Source organism: Eggerthella sp. 1_3_56FAA (genome assembly GCF_000185625.1).
GTDB lineage: Bacteria > Actinomycetota > Coriobacteriia > Coriobacteriales > Eggerthellaceae > Eggerthella > Eggerthella lenta.
Genome location: NZ_GL622582.1, coordinates 178,345 through 200,087, shown reverse-complemented (window position 1 = coordinate 200,087; position 21,743 = coordinate 178,345). Strand labels below are relative to the sequence as shown.

Sequence of the window (21,743 nt, the reverse complement as noted above, 5' to 3'; positions counted from 1 at the left end):
GTCGAGCGCGGCGCACCCGTCCCGCGCCGTCGTCGCCGGGCGCAACGCCACCGTGCTCGAGGCGCGCGAGCCCGAGGACGCGGCGGGACGCGAGCTTGCGGCGGGCATCCGTCCGGGAGAGGTGCGCTTCGCGGGCAAGCGCCTGTTCCTCGGCATGGCGGACGGCGCGCTCGAGGTGGGCGCGCTCAAGCCCGACGGCAAGCAGACCATGGACGCGCGTTCGTTCGCCGCGGGCGTCCAGGGAATCAAGGACGGCGGCCTGACCTGGGAGGAAACCCATGCCTGAAGCATCCGAGCCGCGAAAGCCCCAAGGCTACGCCGGACCTAAGAACCCTCAGAAGAAGCCGCGCTCGAAGGCCAGCCCCGCGCGCTTGGCCGCGCTCGACGTGGTGCGCGCCGTGCGCGAGCGCGACGCGTTCGCGCAGGACGTCATCGGCACGCGCATCGACCGTTCGGACCTCTCGTCGGAGGATCGCGCATTCGCCACGAAGCTGGCCCTCGGCGTGGTCAGCTCCACGGGCACGCTCGACGAGATCATCGACCGCGCGCTCAACGCGCCCAGCGACGTGAAGCCCGACGTGCGCGACGCGCTGCGAGTGAGCGCCTACGAGATCGTCTTCCTGGGCAAGACGCCGCATGCGGCCGTCGACCAGGGCGTGGAGCTCGTGCGCTCCTTCGCGATGAGCGCGTCGGGTCTGGCGAACGCGGTGCTGCGCAAGATCGTGCTCATGCGCCAAGCGTTCCCCTTCGGCGATCCCATGCGCGACCCCGAGGCGCTCGCGCGCCTGCATGCGTTCCCCCTGTGGCTGGCGCGCAAGCTCATCGCCGACCTCGGACCGCAGGAGGCTCTCGACTTCATGCGCGCCTCGAACGAGCAGGCGCCGCTGTTCATCGCCGTCAACGCGGCGAAGACGACTGACGAGGCGCTGGTCAAGGCGTTCGACAAGCTGGACGAGGGGCTGGACCCGGTGTCGGTGGACGGCGTGGACGTTGCCGGCTGCTACCGCGTGCTCGACACGCGCGCGCTGCTGCTTCCCGAGGTGAAGCGGATGTTCTCGCAGGGCAAGATCCTCGTGACGGACGCCGCCTCGCAGCTGGTTGCCGCCTCGGTGCTGCCCGAGCGGAAGCCTTCGTCGCTTCTGGAGGTGGGCGCCGGGCGCGCCACGAAGACCATCCTGCTGCAAAGCGACGCGACGCGCGCCTACGGCTCGCAGCTGGTCCTGTCGACGCTCGACAACCACGCATTCAAGACGCGGCTTCTGCTGGAGCGCGCCGAGCGCTACGGCGCGGAGGTGGCCGAGGCGCTCACGGGCGACGCGCTGGAGCTGGACGCCGTGGTGGGGGACCGCGCCTTCGACGAGGTGTTCATCGATGCGCCATGCTCGGGGCTGGGCACGCTGCGCCGCCATCCCGAGATCCGCTGGCGCATCAAGCCGGCCGACATCGCGGAGTTCGCGCGCGTGCAGCTGGGCATGCTCCAGTCCGCCGCGCCTCACGTGGCTTTGGGCGGCACGCTGGCCTACGCCACGTGCACGGTGACGCGCGAGGAGAACAACGGCGTGGTGAAGGCCTTCCTCGAAAGCGAGGCCGGCGCGGGCTTCAAACTGGCGCCCGTCAACGGCCGCTCCTGCGTGGCCACGCGCCTGTCTCCCGGCTCCTCGGACGCCCACTTCGCCGTCCGTTTCGAGCGCATCGCGTAAAGCCTCCTCGCGCGAGGTGCCGCCCGACCCTCTCAGAGGAGGTTCGGGCGGCGTATGGAGGGGAGGGTATGCGGTTTTGCGGCGCCTAGGCTCCGGCGACGGCGTTCTTGCCGGCCACGTAGCCGTAGTATAGCGCCATCGAATGGCTGACGCCCTTGAAAGCGATGGGGTACTGCACGGCGAAGCGGTTCCCCTGGACGTTGCCTGCCACGTAGAATCCAGGTATGACCCGCTTCTCTTCGTCGAACACGTGGCATTCCTCGTCGGAAACCAGACCGCCGATGCACACGAGCATGTCGCCCTGGCGACACGGCGTGGCGTAGAACGGTGCGGTCTCCACCGGGAACAGGCGCGAGGCGATCTTGCCGAAGTCCTCGTCCTTGCCGGCCTTGGCAAGCTCGTTGTAGCGCTCGATGGACGCTTTGGCGTTCTCGATGTCGAGCCCCTTTTCTTTGCACAGGGTAAGCAGCTCGTCGAGGGTATCGGCCTTCAAGAGCACGCCGGCTTCCACCGCTAGATCGATGTTCGTCTGCGATATGTAGTCGGAAGGCGATGCGGTGGCTTCGACGCGTCCGGTCGGGCTTTCCATCTGGTAGGTCGCTTTGCCGTGCTTGATCGGGAAGGAGGCCCACTGCTCGGCCCAGTTCCCGTCGAAGAACTGGAAGAGCATGCGACCGGGCTGGTTCTCGATCTGGTTCTGCATCTGCTGGCCCGGGATGTCTTCGTTCGTGAAGCGCTTGCCGTCCTTGTTCAGGTATAGAAACGGCGCGGTGCCGACCGGGGACATGTCCATGCCCGTGCCGCCGTAGGTGCCGCCCATCCAGTGGATCATCGGGGCATGGTGCTGCTGCACGGCGGCGCCCACCCAGTTGCCCAGCTTGAGGCCGTCGCCCTGGTTGACGGGCTTGCCTTCGACGTCCATGTCGGGCCACCACACTTGGATCTCGTTCTCTACCGTGGCCGGGCAGAAGAACTTGAGGAACTCGGGATTGGACGAGTACTCGCCCGTCGCGAGGATGACGCCCTTGCTCGCGGTCGCCTTGACGTACTTGCCGGTCTCGGCGTTGCGGGCGTACACCGTGCTCACGCGATCGCCGTCCTTCTCCAGCTTCTCGGCGAAATGGCCGAAGCGCGCGTCCATCAGCCCCGTCCCGACGACCATGTCCCAGTTGGCCTCGAAGATGAACTTCTGGTCGGGATAACAGGACACCGAGCTGGGATAGCAGGGGAACGCCTCCTTGGTGAAGTCGTAGCCGTCCGGCAGGGGCACGAAGTACGGGGTGATGTACTGCTCGACGCCATCGGGAATCTCCGCGATCGAGCTTTCGGCGTAGTAGATGTCGGGCACGGCTTCGAGGTACCAGTCGAAGGCCTCGCCGCTGTGCTTCGCCCACTTCGTGTAGATGGAGCGCTTCGGGAAATACGACCCCTCTTCAACCTCGTGGTCGCATGCCTCGTCGATGTCGACGATATTCTCGCGACCCCAGCGCTTCATGGTCTCGCCGCCCATGATGGCGAAGTCGCCGGAGCGGACATTAGGCTTCTCGGACTTCTCGAACGCGATGATGGACGCGCCCTCTTCGACGGCGGAGCGGGCGGCCGCCACGCCGGCGATGCCCAGCCCGACGATGATGATATCGGCCGAAACCTCTTCTTCCACGTCCTCGGCAGCGATCTCGGGCGGGTTGACGGGCCAAGGGTAGTCTCCATTGACCGTCGCGTCGTCGGCGGCGGCCGATGCACCGGCGCTCTTGCTCTCGGTCGTCTGGGGCGCGCAGGCCGTGAGCGCCCCCGCTCCAACGGCTCCGGCACCTGCCAGCAGCGCTCCCCTTAGAAAGGTCCTTCTTGATAGATCCTCCATCGTTCCTCCTTCGATGATCGAACTTCGCTTGCAGTCGTTGGTTCTTGGGATTTCGACCATGAACGAACCATAAGGCGTTCGGCTGTCCGTGTCTGTCGCTCGATCGCGTTAGCGACGTCGTTTTTGTCACTCACAATGGGTGATTCTCGCGTTTGACAGGGTATTGTCTTATAAAATGAAGGTTCGCAGACAGCGAGTGCCGTGACGATCGTCCGGCGCAAAGAGAGAAGGATGTGCGCTCGATGGCTTCAGGTGAAGTGCGGCTTTTCTTAGAACATGCAGGCGCGGTCGGGCTGGCCGTTTGCCTGGCAACCTTGCTTGACGGGGCCGCGCCTCAATCGGGGATATTCGGGATCGGGGCGGGTTCCGAGGAGTTTCTGCTATCCTCGCTGATCTCGTTTGCGTTTGTATGCCTGCTTGCGGCGGTTCGTTTCGCCCTGTCCGCCGACGACCCGAAGCGCTTGATGGCTTTTGGCGGTCTGCTTGCCTCGCTTGGTTTTGTCGCGTTCGAATTCGTGCGGGTGCCGGGGATCGAAATTCCGATGGGCGTCGGCTGCGGTGCCCTGTTTGGTTTCGGGCTGGGAACCTCGTGTGTGTACTGGGGCGCGTCGTTCGGGTCGTTGGGGCAACAGAAGGCCGTCGCCGTGCTAGCGCTCGTCTGCCTCTTCGCCGGGCTGTTTCGGGTTGCGCTCCTGCTTCTTCCCCAGCCGTGGCAGGGCGGCCTGTTCGGCGTGCTGCTCATGCTCTCTTTTCTTCAGATGAAGAGCCAGGACAAGGACCTGCCTGCGCCGACGTCCGCCGACGAAGAGAGCGCGCTCGTTCGCACGCGCGGCATGCTCGAGCGCAACTGGGTCGTCTTTGCGGCGCTCGTGCCGTGCATTCTTCTGGTTGCGTTCAGCTGGTCTGGCAACATGCGGGGCGCGGACATGGTCAACAATCCGCAAATCGAGACTTCATGGGGGCTTGTCGCGGGGATGATGCTGAGTGCGGTGCTGTTCCTGTTCCTTTCGCGGTGGAAGCAGGGGCGCTTGGTCGACGATGCTTTCGTGGTGGTGCCGGTGCTGGCCACGGCGGGAGTAATGGTCAGCTGGTTTCTTGGCGCCTGGGAGCAAGGCTTCGGGCAAGTGGCATCCAACATCCCTTTGGGATTCCTGCAGGCTTCGGTAGTGACTTTGCTGATAGCGGGATTCAGCAAGGAAGTGAGAAACGGGCTTGCCTCGGCGTTTGTTTCGGGACTGTGCTGCGCCGCCTTGGCGATCTTGTTCTTAGGCTTCTTCGTGGTCTGGCCGTTGTTAGGCGATCGGATTGCCAGCGGCGTCAGCCTGTCGTTCGAAGCGGTCTACCTGGCCGCCGTCGCCGTCCGGCTGGCCGTTCGTTCCCATGTCTCGGCGACGGCGCCGCTTCCGAGCGCGGAGAAGAACGCCGACGAGCGTTGCCTTGCCCTCGCGAGCCGCTACGGTCTTTCGAAGCGCGAGCTGGAAACGCTCGTCTACCTGGCTCAAGGCAGGAGCGCCCCTTACATCGCCGACGAGCAGTTCCTGTCGGTGAACACGGTGCGAACCCACATCAAGCGCATCTACGCCAAGATGGATGTCCATTCGAAAGAGGAGCTGCTCGACTTGTTCCATAAAAGCTGAAAATGCCGTTGCGGCGAGGATACGGGCCCGGGACATGCGCCCGGGCCCGTTTTTCTTTATGGACGAGGACGAATGGCGGGTGCAAATCTCCGGAAAAGCCTTACTATGGGAACCGAAATCTTTGAAGCGAATAGGAGACTCACATGCTTTCCGAGCGCATACTGTCGCGCCTGATCCACACCATGACCAAGCAGCATCTGGCGCTCAACCCCACGAGCGAGACCACGATGCCCCCGGCGACGCCGGGGCAGAAGTACATGCTGTACATGCACGTCCCCTTCTGCGAGCGCCTGTGCCCGTATTGCAGCTTCAACCGCTACCCGTTTCGCGAGGAGGTCGCCCGGCCCTACTTCGCGAACATGCGCAAAGAGATGCTGATGCTGAAGGACCTCGGCTACGACTTCGAGAGCATCTACGTGGGCGGCGGCACGCCCACCGTCATGATCGACGAGCTGTGCGAGACGCTCGATCTGGCGCGCGACGAGTTCAACATCAGGGAGGTGGCCTCCGAGACCAACCCGAACCACCTGACGCAGCCGTGGCTGGACAAGCTGCAGGGCCGCGTGCAGCGTCTGAGCGTGGGCGTGCAGAGCTTCGACGACGATCTGCTCAAGCAGATGGACCGCTACGAGAAGTACGGCAGCGGCGACGTCATCCTGGAGCGCATCGCCGAGGCGGAGCCGTACTTCGACTCGCTGAACGTTGACATGATCTTCAATTTCCCCTCGCAGACTGAGGACGTTCTCATGGCCGACCTCGAGAAGATCGCGCTGTCCGGTTGCCGCCAGACCACGTTCTCGCCGCTGTACGTGTCGTCGGCCACTACGCGCAAAATGGCCGCTACGTTAGGCGCGATGGACTACGACCGCGAGTACCGTTACTACCAGATCCTCGACGGCGTGCTGGCCGGCGGCGACGACCCGCTGTTCGACCGCACCACGCTGTGGACGTTCACGCGCCCCGACAAGGAAGGCAAGCCGGCCGACGCGCCTCAGATCGACGAGTACCAGGTGAACTACGACGAGTACCCGGCCATCGGCAGCGGCTCCATCACGCATCTGAACGGCTGTTTGTACGTGAACAACTTCAGCATCAAAGACTACAACGCGGCCATCGAGAGCGGGCGCATGTCCATCATGGGCAAGACCGAGATGAGCAAGCGCGACCTCATGCGCTACCGCTTCCTGCTCGATCTGTACAAGCTGCGCCTGGACAAGCGCGCCTTCGAGCGCGACTTCGGCTGCAGCATCGAGACGGGCCTTCCCATGGAGCTGGCGTTCATGCGCTTGAGCAGGGCGTTCGAAACCGACAACGCCGACGAGCTGACGCTGACGCCCATCGGGCGCTACCTGACCGTGGTCATGTACCGCCAGTTCCTCAGCGGCATGAACAACCTGCGCGACCAGGCGCGCGCCGCGCTGACCGGCCCGGAGCGCGAGCTCCTGTTCGGCGAGGGCGTCCCCGCCTAAGAGATTGTCATCCTGAGCGCAAGCCGAAGGCCGGAGTCGAAGGATCCCGCACGGCGTCAGTCGGGGCGCTTCCGGCTATCGCCGCGCGGGGTCCTTCGACTACGCAGCGTCGCTGCTCCGTTCAGGATGACAACTGGGTCGTCGTCACCCGCGGGCCGCTTTTTTGTTTCCAAATGGTTTCGTCTTCCCCTGAATCGAAGCGGTTTGCTATACAATAGATAGACTTTTATTCCGACGACATACCAGAAGGAGGTCAAGCGAGCATGGAGCCGAACATCGAAGAGGTGGCTGGGCGAATTCGGGCCCTGCGCGAAGACCTCGACATCACCATGCAGGAGATGGCCGACGCGACGGGACGCTCGACAGCCGAGTACGCCGCGCAGGAATCGGGGCAGCACGACCTGTCGTTCACGTTCCTCTACAAGTGCGCGCAGCGCCTGGGCGTCGACGTCATCGAGCTTCTGACCGGCGAGGATCCGCATCTGTCGGGCTATTCGCTGACGCGCGCCGCGGAAGGCCTGTCCATCAAGCGCCGCGCGGGCTTCGAGTACCTGCACAAGGCCCCCCATTTCAAGAACAAGCTGGCCGAGCCCTTCCTGGTGACGGCGCCGTACCTCGAGGAAGAGCAGGACGCGCCCATCCACCTGTCCTACCACAAGGGCCAGGAACTCGACTACATCATCTCGGGTCGCATGCGCTTCGCCTACGAGGACCATATCGAGGAGCTCGAGGCGGGCGATCTGCTCATGTACGATTCCGGCCGCGGCCACGGCATGATCGCCACGGGCGGCGAGCCGTGCACCTTCCTCGCGGTGGTCATGAAGCCGAACGGGGAGATTATCTAGGCGCAGCGCCCCGGGCAGGCGGCGAGAAGCCGAACGAAGCCCCGGCGCATGCGCCCCGCATCCGATGATCCCATCCGTCTCGCGGCGGATCCTTCCGCTGCATCGATCTTCCGAGAAAGACACCATCATGAGAAACATCAACCTCCGCTACGTGAACGAAGCCTACGACGAGGGCGGCGTGCTCGTCTCGTTCGACGTGAACTGCCCGGCAGACTTCAACTTCGGCTACGACGTGGTCGACGACATCGCCGCGAACGACCCCGACCGCCGCGCCATGGTGTGGTGCAACCCCGAGGGCGAGAACCACGTGTTCACGTTCGCCGACATGAAGCGCTGGTCGGACAAGACGGCGAACTTCCTGGCCGAGCAGGGCATCGGCCGCGGCGACATGGTCATGGTCATCCTGCGGCGCCACTACCAGTTCTGGTTCGTGGCCACCGCGCTGGCGAAGCTGGGCGCCGTCATGGTGCCCGCCACCTTCATGCTCAAGGAGCACGACCTGGAATACCGTCTGAACGGCGCGTCCGTCAAGGCCGTCATCGCCACGTCGCTCGGCGACATCGCGGAAGTGTGCGACCGCGTGGCCGACGCGTGCCCCACGCTCGAGCGCCGCATCCTCGTGAACGGCGCGGGCGGCGGCCTCACGCCCGAGGACGCCGACGGCAACCTCGTGTTCCCCGACGACGGCCTGCCGCTGGGCGAGGCGCTGTCGGGGCCGGAGGGCGTGTGCGCGGCGGGCGTCGAGCGCGCGGGCTGGCTCGACTTCAACACGTGCGTGCGCGCCGCGTCCGAGGACTTCGAGCGCCGCGAGACGGCGGCGGCCGACCCCATGCTCATGTACTTCTCGTCCGGCACGTCGGGCAACCCCAAGATGGTGCTGCACGACTCCGAGTACGCCATCGCGCACCTCGTCACCGCGAAGCACTGGCACAACGTGGATCCCGACGGCCTGCACTTCACCATCGCCGACACGGGCTGGGGCAAGGCCGTGTGGGGCAAGTACTACGGCCAGTGGCTCATGGAGGCGTGCGTGTTCACGTACGACTTCGACCGCTTCCACCCCTCCGAGATCCTGTCGCTCATCGGCGAGCACCGCATCACCACGCTGTGCTGCCCGCCCACGATGTACCGCATGATGATGACCGAGAACGTCGACGCCTACGACCTGAGCTCGCTTCGGTACTCCACGACGGCGGGGGAGGCCTTGAACCCCGATCTGTTCGATTTCTGGAAGGAGCACACGGGACTCGTCATCTACGAGGGCTTCGGGCAGACCGAGACGCCGCTGACCATCGCGAACCTGACGAACTCCGCCCCGCGCCCCGGCTCCATGGGCAAGCCGGTGCCGCTGTACAACGTGGAGATCCAGCGCGACGACGGCACCCGCTGCGCGGTGGGCGAGACGGGCGAGGTGTGCATCGACATCCACGAGAAGGCCGCCGGCATCATGCTGGAATACTACCGCGATCCCGAGAAGACCGCGGCCGCCATGCACGATGGCTGGTACCACACCGGCGATACCGCGTGGTGCGACGAGGACGGCTACTTCTGGTACGTCGGGCGCAACGACGACGTGATCAAGTCGAGCGGCTACCGCATCGGCCCCTTCGAGATCGAGAGCGTGCTTCTGGAGCACGAGGCGGTGCGCGAGTGCGCCGTCACCGGCGTGCCCGATCCCACGCGCGGCAAGGCCGTGAAGGCCACCGTCGTTTTGGCCGAGGGCTTCGAGGGCTCATCCGAGCTGACGCGCGAGCTGCAGACCTGGGTGAAGCGCAAGACCGCGCCGTACAAGTACCCCCGCATCGTGGAGTACGTGGACGCGCTGCCCAAGACCGTGAACGGCAAGATCCGCCGCGCGGCCATCCGCGAGTCGGACGAGGCGGCGAAGGCCCCGGAAGGCCTCGTGTGATGGCGGTAGAAGACGCAGCCCCGCCGCTTCCCCTCGATGCGCCTGTAGCCGTGGTGTGCGGGCACTACGGCGTGGGCAAGACGAACCTGACGCTCAACATCGCGCTCGACGCGGCTGCGGCGGGGCGCGCGGTCACGGTGATCGACCTCGACGTGGTGAACCCCTTCTTCCGCTCCAGCGACTACCGCGCGCTGCTCGACGAGCGCGGCATCCGCCTGGTCGCGCCCGTGTTCGCAGGCACGAACGTGGACGGGCCCAGCCTGTCGGGCACCATCGAACCGGCTATCGACACCGCGCAGCGCGCCTGGCGCGACGGCGACGAGCGCCCTCTCGTGCTCGTCGACGCGGGCGGCGACGACGCGGGCGCCACGGCGCTCGGGCGCTTCGCGCGCACGGTCGAGCAGGCTCCCTACGAGATGCTGTACGTGGTGAACCGCAGCCGCAACCTCACGCAGGAGCCCGCCGAGGCGGTGGAGGTGCTGCGCGAGATCGAGGCGAAGTCGCACCTGCGCGCCACGTGCGTCGTGAACAACACGCACCTGCAGCGCGACACCGACGCCCAGGTCGTGGAGCAGGGCGTGCCGTTCGCGCAAGCGGTCGCGCAGGCGGCCGGGCTGCCCCTGGCATGCACCACGGTGCCCGCCGCGGCGGCGCGCCAGGTCGCCGACCGGGAAACTACCCACCGCGCGCCGAATGAGGATCGGCAAACGTACTATCCTGTGCAAGTATATGTAAGAACTCCCTGGGAATAGACAAGAGAGCTGCGCGCCGGACGGTTCCAGTCCGGCCGTTTATGCATTCGGACGAGACGAGGAAGGCGAATCATGGCGAGAATCAGCGTAGACGACTCCTTCTGCAAGGGGTGCGGCCTGTGCGTCGACGCATGTCCCGAGCAGATCATGGCGCTCGACCACGACAAGATCACCGCGAAGGGCTACCACCCCGCGTACTGCACCGACCTGGACGCGTGCACGGGCTGCATGTCCTGCGCGGTCATGTGCCCTGACGTAGCGATCACGGTAGAGAGGTAGACCCATGGCAGAGAAAGTGCTCATGAAGGGTAACGAGGCTTTGGCGGAGAGCGCCCTGCGCGCCGGCTGCCGCTTCTTCTTCGGCTACCCCATCACGCCGCAGACCGAGCTCGCGGCCTACATGTCCAAGCGCATGGAGAAGGTCGGCGGCACGTTCTTGCAGGCCGAAAGCGAGATCGCGGCCATCAACATGGTGTACGGGGCGGCTGCGGCCGGCGCGCGCGTCATGACGTCGTCCTCGTCGCCGGGCATCTCGCTCAAGGGCGAGGGCATCTCCTACATGGCCGGCGCCGATCTGCCCGGCGTCATCATCAACGTGCAGCGCGGCGGCCCGGGCCTCGGCGGCATCCAGCCGTCGCAGGCCGACTACTGGCAGGCCACGCGCGCGCTCGGCCACGGCGACTTCCGCGTGGTGGTGTACGCGCCGTCCACTGTCCAGGAGATGGCCGACTACGTGTACTCGGCCTTCGACGTGGCCGACAAGTACCGCACGCCCGTCATGATCCTGGCCGACGGCATGCTGGGCCAGATGATGGAGCCCGTGGTCATGCCCGAGCCCATCGACTCGCTGCCCGAGAAGCCCTGGGCCACCAACGGTCACAAGCACCGGCGTCCCCACAACGTGGTGAACTCGCTGTACCTCACCGCCGAGGCCCTGGAGGACCTCAACGTGGAGCGCTACGAGCGCTACGCCGCCATCGAGCGCGACGAGCAGCGCGCCGAGTCGTTCATGACCGACGACGCCGACATCGTGGTGGTCGCGTTCGGCGCGAGCGCCCGCGTGGCGCGCAGCGCGGTGGTCGCGGCTCGCGAGAAGGGCGTCAAAGCCGGCCTCATCCGCCCCATCACCCTGTGGCCGTTCCCCGTGGACGCCATCGAGGCCACCATCCCTCAGGCGAAGGCCTACCTGTCGGTGGAGATGAACATGGGCCAGATGGTGGACGACGTGCGCCTGACCGTGGCCGGCCGCCGTCCGGTGGATTTCTACGGCCGCACCGGCGGCGTCATCCCGACGCCGGTGGAGGTGCTGGCCAAGCTCGAGGCTATGAACGAAGCAATCGCCGCATCCGCGAAAGGAGGGGAGTAGGCCATGGCCGACAAGGAAATGAAAGTCGTGTTCGAACGACCCCATGCGCTCCTGCCCGTCGTCACCAACTACTGCCCTGGGTGCGCCCACGGCATCGTCAACCGCCTCGTGGCCGAGTGCCTCGACGAGCTGGACGTGGAAGGCTCCACCGTGGGCATCGCCCCCGTCGGCTGCACCGTCACGTCCTACGACTTCTACGGCTGCGACATGATCGAGGCCGCGCACGGCCGCGCCCCGGCGGTGGCCACCGCGGTGAAGCGCGCGCTGCCCGACGGCGTGGTGTTCGCCTACCAGGGCGACGGCGACCTGGCGTCCATCGGCATGGCCGAGACGGTCCACGCGGCCACGCGCGGCGAGAACATCACCGTCATCTTCGTGAACAACGCCATCTACGGCATGACGGGCGGCCAGATGGCCCCCACGAGCCTGCCGAACCAGGTGACCCAGACGTCCCCCTACGGCCGCAACACCGAGACGGCCGGCTTCCCCATCCGCGTGTGCGAGCTTCTGAGCTCGTTGGACGGCGTGGCGTACCTCGAGCGCGTCACCGTCGACTGCCCGAAGAACGTGCGCAAGGCGAAGAAGGCCATCAGACGAGCGTTCCAGACGCAGATCGACGGCCGCGGCTACTCGCTCGTCGAGATCGTGGGCACGTGCCCGACGAACTGGGGCATGACGCCGCAGGACGCGTTCGCCTGGATGAACGAGAACATGCTGCCGTACTATCCGTTGGGCGTGTACAAGGACGTGGTGGCCGAGGGCTACGCGGACGCGGCCGAGGCGGCCTCGGCGCGCAACGCCGCATGCCCCATCGCGCACCCCGACTCGCAGGTGGAAGGAGGCGCGCGATGAGCCGCTCCGTCAACATGGTGCTGGCCGGCTTCGGCGGCCAAGGCGTGCTGTTCGCCGGCAAGCTGATCGCCTACGCCGGCTTGCTGGAAGACCGCGAGGTGTCGTGGCTGCCCTCCTACGGCCCCGAGATGCGCGGCGGCACCGCCAACTGCAGCGTGTGCCTCTCCGACGACCCCATCGGCAGCCCGCTCGTGCTCGCCCCCGACGTGCTCGTTGCCATGAACCAGCCGTCCCTCGACAAGTTCGAGGCAAGCGTGGCCGAAGGCGGCATCGTGGTGGCCGACTCCACGCTCGTCCAGCGCATCCCCGAGATCGAGGGCGTGCGCATGTGCGCCATCCCCGCGACGGCCATGGCCGAGGAGGCCGGCTTCAAGAAGCTGGCGAACATCATCCTTGCCGGCAAGCTGTTCGCCGAGACGCGCTTCTGCGAGGAGGAGACCCTCTGGAAGGCCATCGAGAAGTGCGTGCCCGCCAAGAAGACGGCGATGCTCGACATGAACAAACGGGCCCTGCAACTGGGAATCGACGCGTAAGGAGCGACCATGGTAGCTGAACTGGCCGAGATCGGCCTGCGCATCAAGGGCCTTCGCGAGGCGTGCGACGTCTCGCGCGAGGACATGGCGGCCGAGCTGGAGGTGCCGCTGGAAACGTACGCGCGCTGGGAGGAGACCGGCGACGACGTGCCCATCTCGGCCATCTACCACATGGCCCATCACTTCGGCGTGGAGTTCACCGAGATCCTCACGGGGACCGCGGCCAAGCTGGACACGTACCAGGTGGTGCGCTGGGGCGAAGGGCGCGAGGTCGACCGCTATCCGGGGTACCACTTCGAGGACCTCGCCTGGCGCTACACCGGCAAGATCATGCAGCCGCTGCTCGTGGTGCTCGACCCCTCCGACGAGCCGGCGAAGCTCGTCACGCACACCGGCCAGGAGTTCAACCTCGTCATCGAGGGCACCGTCGTGGTCACCTGGGCCGATAAGGAGTTCGAGCTCAACGCCGGCGACAGCATCTACTTCAACCCGGAGCACCCGCATGGCCAGCGCTGCGGCGGAGATGTCCCTGCAAAATTCGTGACGATCATCGCAGAGTAGGAAGCACAGCCCGTGAACCATATCCTGAAAAAATACTGCCCCCGCATCGAGTTCGATTCGTACGAGGACTTCTACGAGAACTTCAAGATCGACGTGCCCGAGGCGTTCAACTTCGGCTTCGACGTCGTGGACGAGTGGGCGCGCGTCGAGCCCGAGAAGCGCGCGCTCGTGTGGTGCGACGACCGCGACGAGGAGCGCACCTTCACGTTCGCCGACCTGTCGAGGCTGTCGAACCAGGCGGCCAACGCGTTCGCCAAGCTGGGCATCGGCAAGGGCGACGTGGTCATGATGATCCTGCGCCGCCGTTGGGAGTACTGGGTGTGCGCCGTCGCCCTGTGCAAGCTGGGCGCCACCATCATCCCGGCGTCGCTGCAGCTGACGAAGAAGGACATCGTCTACCGAGCCGACAGCGCGCGCGTGAAGGCGGTCGTCTGCGTGAACGACGAGTACGTGTGCGGCCAGATGGAGGAGGCGCTGCCCGAATCGCCGTCCATCGAGAACCGCATCATCGTGGCGGGCGAGCGCGACGGCTGGACGCCCTTCGACGAGCTGATCGAGGGCGAGTCCGGCGAGTTCGAGCGCCCGACGGGCGAAGGGGGCGTCACGAGCAAGGACATCATGCTCGTCTACTTCACGTCCGGCACCACGGGGCTCGCGAAGGCCGTGTGCCACAACTTCGCGCATCCGCTAGGCCACATCATCACCGCGAAGTACTGGCAGCAGGTGGAGGAGGACACGCTGCACATGAGCGTGACCGACAGCGGCTGGGCGAAGTTCGGCTGGGGCAAGATCTACGGCCAGTGGATCGCCGGCGCCACCATCTTCGCCTACGACATGGACAAGTTCGTGCCCACGAAGCTGCTGCAGAAGATCCAGGACTACAAGCTGACCACGTTCTGCGCGCCGCCCACCATGTACCGTTTCATGCTGCAGGAGGACGTGAGCGCCTACGACCTGTCGAGCGTGCACAACTTCGCCACGGCGGGCGAGCCGCTGAACGCCGAGGTCACGCTGGCTTGGGAGCGTCTGACGGGCAAGAGGATCCGCGAGGGCTTCGGCCAGACCGAAGGCCCGGTGCTGCTGGCGACGTTTCCCTGGGTCGACCCGCGCCCGGGCTCCATGGGCAAGCCCTCGCCGCTTTTGAACATCAAGCTGCTGGACGACGACGGCAACGAAGTGCCCGACGGCGAGGAGGGCGCCATCTGCGTGACGGGGCTCAAGGAGGCTTATCCGCCGGGCCTGTTCGTGGGGTACTACCGCGACGAGGACCGCACGCGCGAGGCCGTGGGCGGGGAGTACTACAACCTGCACGACATGGCGTGGCGCGACTCCGACGGCTACTGCTTCTTCGTGGGCCGCAACGACGACGTCATCAAGTGCTCGGGCTACCGCATCGGGCCCTTCGAGGTGGAGAGCGCCCTCGTGGAGCATCCTGCCGTGGTGGAATGCGCCGTCACGGCCGCGCCCGACCCCATCCGCGGCAAGGTGGTGAAGGCCACCATCGTGCTGGCGCGCGGCTACGAGCCCTCCGACGAGCTGGTGCGCGAGCTGCAGAACCACGTGAAGCACACGACGGCGCCCTACAAGTACCCGCGCATCGTGGAGTTCGTCGACGAGTTGCCCAAGACCATCGGCGGCAAGATCAAGCGCAAGCTGATCAGGAACAACGACGGCATCGAGGATTAAGGGGCCGGCCTGCCGGCCGCGTCGGCGGCCGACAGGCCCGGCTTTGCATCGTCGCCCGAAAAACACGCTTGCAGGAGCGATTCCGTGTTTTTCGGGCGACGACGTGCGTTCGCGGGCGTCGTGCTATGATGCGGCCATGGATCACGACGAGCCGACATACCGCGACTACGCCCGTTGGGCGCGCATGTCGCTCGAAGACATCGCTCGCGACTGCGACGTGCAGGCGTTCCGCGCGAGCGGGCCGGGCGGGCAGTGCGTGAACACCACCGACTCGGCGGTGCGCATGACGCACGTGCCCAGCGGCATGACAGCGACGTCCCGCGAATCGCGCAGCCAGTTCCGCAACCGCCAGCTGTGCCTGCAGAAGCTGCGCGACCGGTTCGCGCGCGAGGCCGTGCCGCCGAAGGCGCGCCGCGCCACGAAGGCGACCCGCGCTTCCAAGGAGCGCCGTCTCGCCCAGAAGCGCCGCCGCTCCCAAACGAAGGCGCAGCGCGGCCGCGTCGACGAGTGACGCGGAGCGTCCGAGACGGGACGGCGCGACGCCGTGACCGGGCATTACGGGAAGCGCTGCGGAAGCCGAGGGGCGAGGGCGGCCTTCGGAACCTCCAGGGACGCATCATATGGCGAGAAAGTGTGCGATTCGAGGCCGACCGGAGGGCAGGAAGCAGGCGGGCGGGCCGCACGGTGGGCGAGCGACCTGCTTCCCGCGAGCCGTCCTGCGCGAGCCGCCCTGCGAGCCGCGTCGAGAAAGGCGAGCCCTTCGGGGGCGCGCTTGCGCGTCGACGGCGGATGCGCTTTTCCGCTGTCGAACCGGGCATGTGCGTAACGGTTTCGCTCCTTTCCTTCTACGAACGCGCTACGGTTCGGCGACTGCGCGTTGCGCGGGCGTATCGTGGGACGCGTAACGACGGTTGCGCGGCCTGCGGGCGGCGTATAAGTGATAAGGAGCACGCGCATGGCGGATTTGCAAAGTCCGAAGGACCGGATCACCCTGCGAAACGGCTACGGCATCCCGTGTTTGGGGTTCGGCACGTGGAAGATGCCCGACGGCGAAGTGGGGATCGACGCCGTCCATCAGGCGCTTCACGACGGGTATCGCCACATCGACACGGCTGCGGCCTACGACAACGAGGGCACGGTGGGCAAGGCGCTCGCCTCGGGCGGCGTGTCGCGCGAGGACGTGTTCGTCACCACGAAGGTGTGGAACACCGATCGCGGCTACGACGCCACGCTCAAGGCTTTCGAGGAGTCACGCGCCAAGCTGCACCTCGACTACGTCGATCTGTACCTCATCCACTGGCCCGCTGCGAAGGGGGCCGAAGCCGACTGGCAGCGTACGAACCAGGAGACGTGGCGTGCGCTCGAGACGCTCTACCTCGACGGGCTCGTGCGCGCCATCGGCGTGAGCAACTTCAAGCCCCATCATCTCGAGCCGCTCATGGATGCGGCCGACATCCTGCCGATGGTCGACCAGATCGAGCTGCATCCCGGCTGCAACCAGGAGGTTACGCGCGACTTCTGCAACCGCCACGACATCGTGGTGGAGGCGTGGTCGCCGCTGGGCTCGGGCCGCGTGCTGGAGAACCAGCTGCTCATCGACATCGCGGCCAGCTACGGCTGCACGGTGGCGCAGCTGTGCCTGCGCTGGTGCCTCCAGCGCCGGGCCATCCCGCTGCCGAAGTCCACGGACCCGTCGCGCATCGCCGAGAACGCACGCATCTTCTGGTTCAACATCACCGACGAGGACCTGCAGCGCATCGACGAGCTGGATCCCCTCGGCCAAAGCGGCCTCGATCCCGACGCCATCGACTTCTAAAGCCCGTTCGGAAAGCCCGCGAAAGCGGGCTTTCCGCTTGTGCGCCCGCCCGCGCCTCCCGCAGCGAAACGCCCGGCCGACAACGGGTCAACGCGTTGGCAAGGGCGGCGCTGCCCCGCCGTGCTCCTTCCGGGCTCTGCCGTATCGTGGACAGGGTACGCCTCGGCGCCTGCGCGCTGGGCATCCGAGCGGTCTGACGAAAGGAGCGGTTGCATGGCGGACGAAGCTCACGACGGCGCGAAGCGCGCCCCATCCGAGGCGAGCGGAGGCGGGCAGCCGGGCAAGCAGCAGCTCAAGCGCGTGCTCACCGTGCCCGACATGATCGTGTACGGGCTCATCTTCATGGTTCCCATCGCGCCGATGGGGATCTACGGCGGCGTGTTCTCGGATTCGGGCGGCATGCCCGCGCTCGTGTACCTCGTGGGGACGCTGGCCATGGTGTTCACGGCGCTGTCCTACAGCATGCTCATACGCGAGTGGCCGGTGGCGGGCTCGGTGTACGCCTACACCTCGCGCGGCCTGGGCAAGGGCATCGGCTTCGTGACGGGCTGGACGCTGCTGCTCGACTACCTGCTGATCCCCGTGCTCATGTACGTGGTGGCCTCCACGGCGTTGTCCGGCCTCGTGCCCGAGATCCCGCCTTGGGCGTTCGCCGTGGTGTTCGTGGTGGCGAACACGTTCGTGAACGTGCGCGGCATCGGCCTCACCGACATCGTGAACCGCGTGGCGCTCGTGCTGGAGATCCTCGTTCTTTTGGTCTTCGTCGTGCTGGGCGTCCGGTGGCTGCTCGCCGACCCCGCATCGCGCGGTTTCTCGCTGGACCCGTTCTTCAACCCCTCCACGTTCGATCCGAACCTCGTCATGAGCGCCGTGTCGCTGGGCGTGCTGTCGTTTCTGGGCTTCGACGGCATCGCCACGCTGTCGGAGGAGGCGAAGGACGGCCGGCGCGGCCCGGGGCGCGCCATGATGGCGTCGCTGGCCATCGTGGGCGCGCTGTTCGTGCTGCAGACCTACATCGCGGGCTGCATCAGCCCCGACGGAGCCGCGTTCGCGGGCGACTCGGGCAACGCCTTCTACCTGGTGGCGCAGGTGGTGGGCGGCAGGTGGCTGTACGTCGTGTGCGCTGTCGCCACGGCGCTGGCCTGGGGCATCTTCACAGCGCTGGCCGCGCAGACGGCGGTGTCGCGCATTCTCTTCGCCATGGGGCGCGCGGGCGGGCTGCCCAGCCCGCTGGCGAGGATCCATCCGAAGTACCACACGCCCTACGTCGCGTCGCTGTTCGTGGGGACCCTCACGCTCGTGCTGGTGCTGACGTTCGGGCGGCTGGGCACCGACACCATCTCGCTGTTCGTGAACTTCGGCGCGCTCACCGCCTTCCTCATGCTGCACGTCACCGTCATCGGGTACTTCTTCGTCAAGAAGCGCGACGGCCGCTGGGCGGCGCATCTGCTGTCGCCTTTGTGCGGCATCGCGGTGATCGGCTACACGTGGTGGAGCCTCGACGTGCCGGCGAAGGTGCTCGGCCTCATCTGGATGGCGGCGGGCATCGTGTACTACCTCGTGCTGCACTACGGGCTGAAACGCGACGTCAAGCTGGACGGGTAGCGCGCTCGCCCTTCTGCGGACGCCGTGCGCCGACGGCGGCGCGCATCCGTCAACGCTTGCGTGCCGAATAGGCACAAGCGGGGGAGGCGGGCGCCAAGGGCGCTTCGCGCGGTGTACAATCGAGCCACCGAAGGGCGCGCGCGTGCTCGAGGCGCGCCCGGTCAACGCTTCCAGGAAGGAGCTCTCATGGGAATCGTCGCCGCGTACGCCGTGCCGCATCCGCCCCTCGCCATGCCCGAGGTAGGCCGGGGCCAGGAGCGCGCCATCCAGGACACCCTCGACGCGTATCGCGAGGTGGCGCGCCGCATCGCCGCGCACGCGCCCGAGACCATCGTCGTGGTGTCGCCCCACGCCCCGCTGTTCCGCGATTGCTTCCATCTGTCCACCGGCGACTTCGACCGCGGCGACATGGGGCGCTTCGGCGCATGGGACTCTTCCATGACCGTGCAATACGACGGCGAGATGACGGCCGCCATAGCCGCGTGCGCGCGCAAGCACACGGTGCCGCTGTGCGGCAGCGGCATGGGCGGGAAGGATCTCGACCATGCCACCATCGTGCCGCTGCATTTCGTGAACGAGGCATATTCGACGTACCAGGTGGTGCGCATCGGGCTGTCGGGCCTCTCGCCCCAGACGCACCTCGCGCTGGGGCGCTGCATCGCCGAGGCGGCCGCCGATCTGGATCGCAGCTGCGTCCTCATCGCCAGCGGCGACTTGTCCCATAAGCTTGCGAGCGACGGCCCGTACGGCTACGCTCCGCAGGGCCCCGTGTTCGACGTATGGTCACCGCGCTGTTCGATGCGGGCGATTTGAGCGGTCTGCTGGAGATAGACGAGACGTTCGGCGAGGAGGCGGCGGAATGCGGCCTGCGCTCGTTCTGGATCATGGCGGGCGCGTTGGAAGGCCTTCCCATCTCGCACGAGCTGCTCAGCTACGAAGGCCCCTTCGGCGTGGGTTACGCGGTGGCCGCGTTCGAGGTGCAGGGCTCGGCCGGCGACGGCGCCGTGCGGACCGCGGTTGACCGCGATGAGGATCGCAGCGGTGCGCGCGACGCAGCCGCGAACGATGCGCCGGTCGACCCGTACGTTGCGCTTGCCCGCGCCAGCGTCGAAGGGTTCGTGCGCACGGGCAACCCCATAGCGGTGCCCGACGGCCTGCCGCCCGAGCTGTCGGACAAGCGCGCCGGCGTGTTCGTGTCGCTGCACGAACACGGCGAGCTGCGCGGCTGTATCGGCACCATCTCGCCGGTGACGGGCAGCACGGCCGCCGAGATCGTGCGCAACGGCGTGGCGGCGGCTTCGGAGGATCCGCGCTTCCCGCCCGTGCGCCCCGACGAGTTGGACGCGCTGTCGTATTCGGTGGATGTGCTGTTCACGCCCATGCCCGTCGAGTCGATCGACCAGCTGGACCCGGCCCGCTACGGTGTGATCGTGACGAAAGGCTGGAAGCGGGGGCTGCTGCTGCCGAACCTCGACGGCGTGGACTCGGCGCAGCAGCAGGTGGACATCGCGAAGCGAAAGGCCGGCATCGACCTGTTCGACGACGACGTGGAGCTGGAGCGCTTCGAGGTGGTGCGCCACGAACGCGGGGGAGAGCCGCGCCGTGGCTGACGGGCGCGCCGTGTGCGGCGTGTGCCCGCACGCCTGCGCGCTTTCCGAAGGACGGCGCGGGCTGTGCAGGGCGCGCGTTGCCTACGGTGGACGGGTCGTCGACGAGAATTACGGGCGCGTGACCTCGATCGCGCTCGATCCGGTGGAGAAGAAGCCGCTCGCGCGGTTCCGCCCGGGCTCGACCGTGCTGTCGCTGGGAAGCTACGGGTGCAACCTGCGCTGTCCGTTCTGCCAGAACGCGGATATCGCCTGCGCGGGCGCGGAGGATGCGGCATGGCGCTACGTGGCGCCCGAAGAGGCGGTCGGCCTGGCGCTGCGGGCCCGCGATCGCGGATGCGTAGGCGTCGCGTACACGTACAACGAACCGCTCGTGGGTTACGAGTACGTGCGGGACGTCGGACGGCTCGCGAGCGAGGCGGGGCTTGCGAACGTGCTGGTGAGCAACGGGATGGTGAACGAAGAGCCGCTTACCGAGCTCCTCGGCATCGTGGACGCGGCAAACATCGACCTCAAGGGGTTCACGCAGGGATTCTACGATACGGCGGGCGGCGACCTGTCCGCGGTCAAGCGCACCATCGAAACGCTGGCGGCCGATCCGACGTGCCACCTCGAGGTGACGACGCTCGTCATCCCCGGGCTCAACGACGATCCCGACGAAATCGATGCGGCAGCGGCTTGGCTGGCATCGCTCGATCCCGCCATCCCGTACCATCTCACGCGCTTCTTCCCGTGCCATCGGATGCTCGACCGGCCTCCAACCCCCGTGTCCGCGCTCCATGCGCTGGCGGATGTGGCGCGTCGCCACCTGAGCGACGTACTTTTGGGGAATTGCTGAACGATACGCAACATTTCGGAACGCGCGTCCTCGTCGCGGACAAATGCGCTATCATATCTACGGTGCCGAAACGGCACCTTCTTATTGGAGATGGATGGGTCCTGGTGGGCTCCACGGCCTTCAAAGCCGCTGTGAGGCGTGCAGAACGTCTCGGGTGTGTTCGATTCGCACACATCTCCGCCAGAAACGCAAGCGCCCCGATCGGGGCGCTTTTCGTATTCCCGGATAGAACCTCCCTCGGGGCGTCATCTTCCTCCCGGCACCCTCGTGTCGCCTTCGCGGCGAGTGACGGCTTGGGAGTCGAAGTACTCGAGCAGGGGGATGGCGTACTTCCTGCTGGTGCCCATCGCGTCCTTGAGCTCGGCTGCGGTGGCGGGGCCGTCAACCAGACGGGCGCGCACGGCTTGCTCGAAGGCGGCCAGCGCCGATACGTCGAAGTAGAAGTCGGCTCCGATGCGCCGTACGAGGCCCTGCTTCTCCAGACTTCCCAGCGCGCGGTGGACGAGCGAGGAGTCTAGGCCGCTCGATGCGATGAGCTCGCCTGTGGACGGCGGCGCCCCGGCTGCGGCGGCCAGCGTCTCGCGCAGCTGCTCGGCGGCCTGCTCCTCCAGCTTGCGCGCGCCTGCTCCGGCTTTGGGATGGCTCACCTCGCCCCCGTCCGTCACCGCGGCGCCGCGCGCGACCGCGTCGTCCAGCAGCGCGTCGA

Annotated in this window: 19 protein-coding genes, 1 tRNA gene and 2 pseudogenes; 20 read left to right on the top strand and 2 right to left on the bottom strand. The window is 66.7% G+C overall.

Translation table 11 applies throughout. From position 1 onward, the window contains the following. A pseudogene (locus tag HMPREF1023_RS14160) lies at positions 1-286 on the top strand (methionyl-tRNA formyltransferase); the annotation flags it as partial. After that, positions 279-1,700: a transcription antitermination factor NusB gene (locus tag HMPREF1023_RS14155; RefSeq protein ID WP_009307128.1), complete on the top strand. Its 1,422-nt coding sequence runs from the start codon at positions 279-281 to the stop codon at positions 1,698-1,700. The pseudogene HMPREF1023_RS14160 and the gene HMPREF1023_RS14155, both read left to right, overlap by 8 nt. Positions 1,701-1,785: 85 nt before the next feature. On the opposite strand, the gene HMPREF1023_RS14150 is transcribed toward HMPREF1023_RS14155, so the two are convergent. Then, a complete protein-coding gene (locus HMPREF1023_RS14150; protein ID WP_009307126.1) occupies positions 1,786-3,561 on the bottom strand; it encodes an FAD-binding protein in 1,776 nt (591 codons plus the stop codon). Between the two features lie 242 nt (positions 3,562-3,803). Here HMPREF1023_RS14150 and HMPREF1023_RS14145 point away from each other — a divergent pair, with 242 nt between their 5' ends. The 18 genes and pseudogenes from HMPREF1023_RS14145 to HMPREF1023_RS15540 all read left to right on the top strand — a co-directional run bounded on the left by HMPREF1023_RS14145 (position 3,804) and on the right by HMPREF1023_RS15540 (position 21,220). Next, positions 3,804-5,198 carry a helix-turn-helix transcriptional regulator gene (locus HMPREF1023_RS14145; protein WP_009307124.1) on the top strand — a complete coding sequence of 465 codons (1,395 nt, stop codon included), beginning with the start codon at positions 3,804-3,806 and terminating at the stop codon, positions 5,196-5,198. 143 nt (positions 5,199-5,341) lie between these two features. Then, positions 5,342-6,667 carry a coproporphyrinogen III oxidase family protein gene (locus HMPREF1023_RS14140; RefSeq protein ID WP_009307123.1) on the top strand — a complete coding sequence of 442 codons (1,326 nt, stop codon included), beginning with the start codon at positions 5,342-5,344 and terminating at the stop codon, positions 6,665-6,667. A 263-nt stretch (positions 6,668-6,930) separates the two neighbouring features. Beyond that, a complete protein-coding gene (locus HMPREF1023_RS14135; protein ID WP_009307122.1) occupies positions 6,931-7,512 on the top strand; it encodes a helix-turn-helix domain-containing protein in 582 nt (193 codons plus the stop codon). A gap of 127 nt (positions 7,513-7,639) precedes the next feature. Continuing rightward, on the top strand, positions 7,640-9,421 hold the full coding sequence (locus tag HMPREF1023_RS14130) for an AMP-binding protein (RefSeq protein WP_009307121.1): 1,782 nt from the start codon (positions 7,640-7,642) through the stop codon (positions 9,419-9,421). After that, positions 9,421-10,173, top strand: a complete 753-nt coding sequence (locus HMPREF1023_RS14125) for a hypothetical protein (protein ID WP_009307120.1) — start codon at positions 9,421-9,423, stop codon at positions 10,171-10,173. The genes HMPREF1023_RS14130 and HMPREF1023_RS14125 overlap by 1 nt, the downstream gene beginning before the upstream one ends. A gap of 72 nt (positions 10,174-10,245) precedes the next feature. Then, the gene (locus tag HMPREF1023_RS14120; protein ID WP_009307119.1) at positions 10,246-10,452 is read left to right on the top strand and encodes a 4Fe-4S binding protein; all 207 of its coding nucleotides are present in this window, start codon (positions 10,246-10,248) and stop codon (positions 10,450-10,452) included. Between the two features lie 4 nt (positions 10,453-10,456). Then, a complete protein-coding gene (locus tag HMPREF1023_RS14115) occupies positions 10,457-11,539 on the top strand; it encodes a 3-methyl-2-oxobutanoate dehydrogenase subunit VorB (protein WP_009307118.1) in 1,083 nt (360 codons plus the stop codon). A gap of 3 nt (positions 11,540-11,542) precedes the next feature. Then, entirely contained in the window at positions 11,543-12,391 is an 849-nt protein-coding gene (locus tag HMPREF1023_RS14110) for a thiamine pyrophosphate-dependent enzyme (RefSeq protein WP_009307117.1), read from the top strand. Then, positions 12,388-12,924: a 2-oxoacid:acceptor oxidoreductase family protein gene (locus tag HMPREF1023_RS14105; protein WP_009307116.1), complete on the top strand. Its 537-nt coding sequence runs from the start codon at positions 12,388-12,390 to the stop codon at positions 12,922-12,924. Before HMPREF1023_RS14110 ends, HMPREF1023_RS14105 begins: the two co-directional genes overlap by 4 nt. Positions 12,925-12,933: 9 nt before the next feature. Continuing rightward, positions 12,934-13,485 (top strand): helix-turn-helix domain-containing protein, encoded by a 552-nt coding sequence (locus HMPREF1023_RS14100; protein WP_009307115.1) that lies wholly within the window; start codon positions 12,934-12,936, stop codon positions 13,483-13,485. A gap of 12 nt (positions 13,486-13,497) precedes the next feature. After that, on the top strand, positions 13,498-15,171 hold the full coding sequence (locus tag HMPREF1023_RS14095; RefSeq protein ID WP_009307114.1) for an AMP-binding protein: 1,674 nt from the start codon (positions 13,498-13,500) through the stop codon (positions 15,169-15,171). 223 nt (positions 15,172-15,394) lie between these two features. Further along, positions 15,395-15,682: pseudogene (locus HMPREF1023_RS14090) on the top strand (peptide chain release factor-like protein); the annotation flags it as partial. 444 nt (positions 15,683-16,126) lie between these two features. After that, positions 16,127-16,987: an aldo/keto reductase gene (locus HMPREF1023_RS14085; RefSeq protein WP_009307112.1), complete on the top strand. Its 861-nt coding sequence runs from the start codon at positions 16,127-16,129 to the stop codon at positions 16,985-16,987. A 213-nt stretch (positions 16,988-17,200) separates the two neighbouring features. After that, a complete protein-coding gene (locus HMPREF1023_RS14080) occupies positions 17,201-18,592 on the top strand; it encodes an APC family permease (protein WP_009307111.1) in 1,392 nt (463 codons plus the stop codon). Between the two features lie 186 nt (positions 18,593-18,778). Next, positions 18,779-19,405, top strand: coding sequence for a class III extradiol dioxygenase subunit B-like domain-containing protein (locus HMPREF1023_RS16050; RefSeq protein WP_009307110.1), 627 nt, complete (start codon positions 18,779-18,781; stop codon positions 19,403-19,405). Next, a complete protein-coding gene (gene amrA / locus HMPREF1023_RS16045) occupies positions 19,372-20,202 on the top strand; it encodes an AmmeMemoRadiSam system protein A (RefSeq protein WP_009307109.1) in 831 nt (276 codons plus the stop codon). The genes HMPREF1023_RS16050 and amrA overlap by 34 nt, the downstream gene beginning before the upstream one ends. Then, positions 20,195-21,037 (top strand): AmmeMemoRadiSam system radical SAM enzyme, encoded by an 843-nt coding sequence (gene amrS / locus HMPREF1023_RS14070; RefSeq protein WP_009307108.1) that lies wholly within the window; start codon positions 20,195-20,197, stop codon positions 21,035-21,037. The genes amrA and amrS overlap by 8 nt, the downstream gene beginning before the upstream one ends. An 86-nt stretch (positions 21,038-21,123) precedes the next feature. Continuing rightward, positions 21,124-21,220: transfer RNA gene (locus HMPREF1023_RS15540), tRNA-Sec, on the top strand. A 62-nt stretch (positions 21,221-21,282) separates the two neighbouring features. Here the strand turns inward: HMPREF1023_RS15540 and HMPREF1023_RS14065 are convergent. Then, a partial coding sequence (locus HMPREF1023_RS14065) for a SelB C-terminal domain-containing protein (protein WP_035579130.1) occupies positions 21,283-21,743 on the bottom strand: 461 nt, incomplete at its 5' end.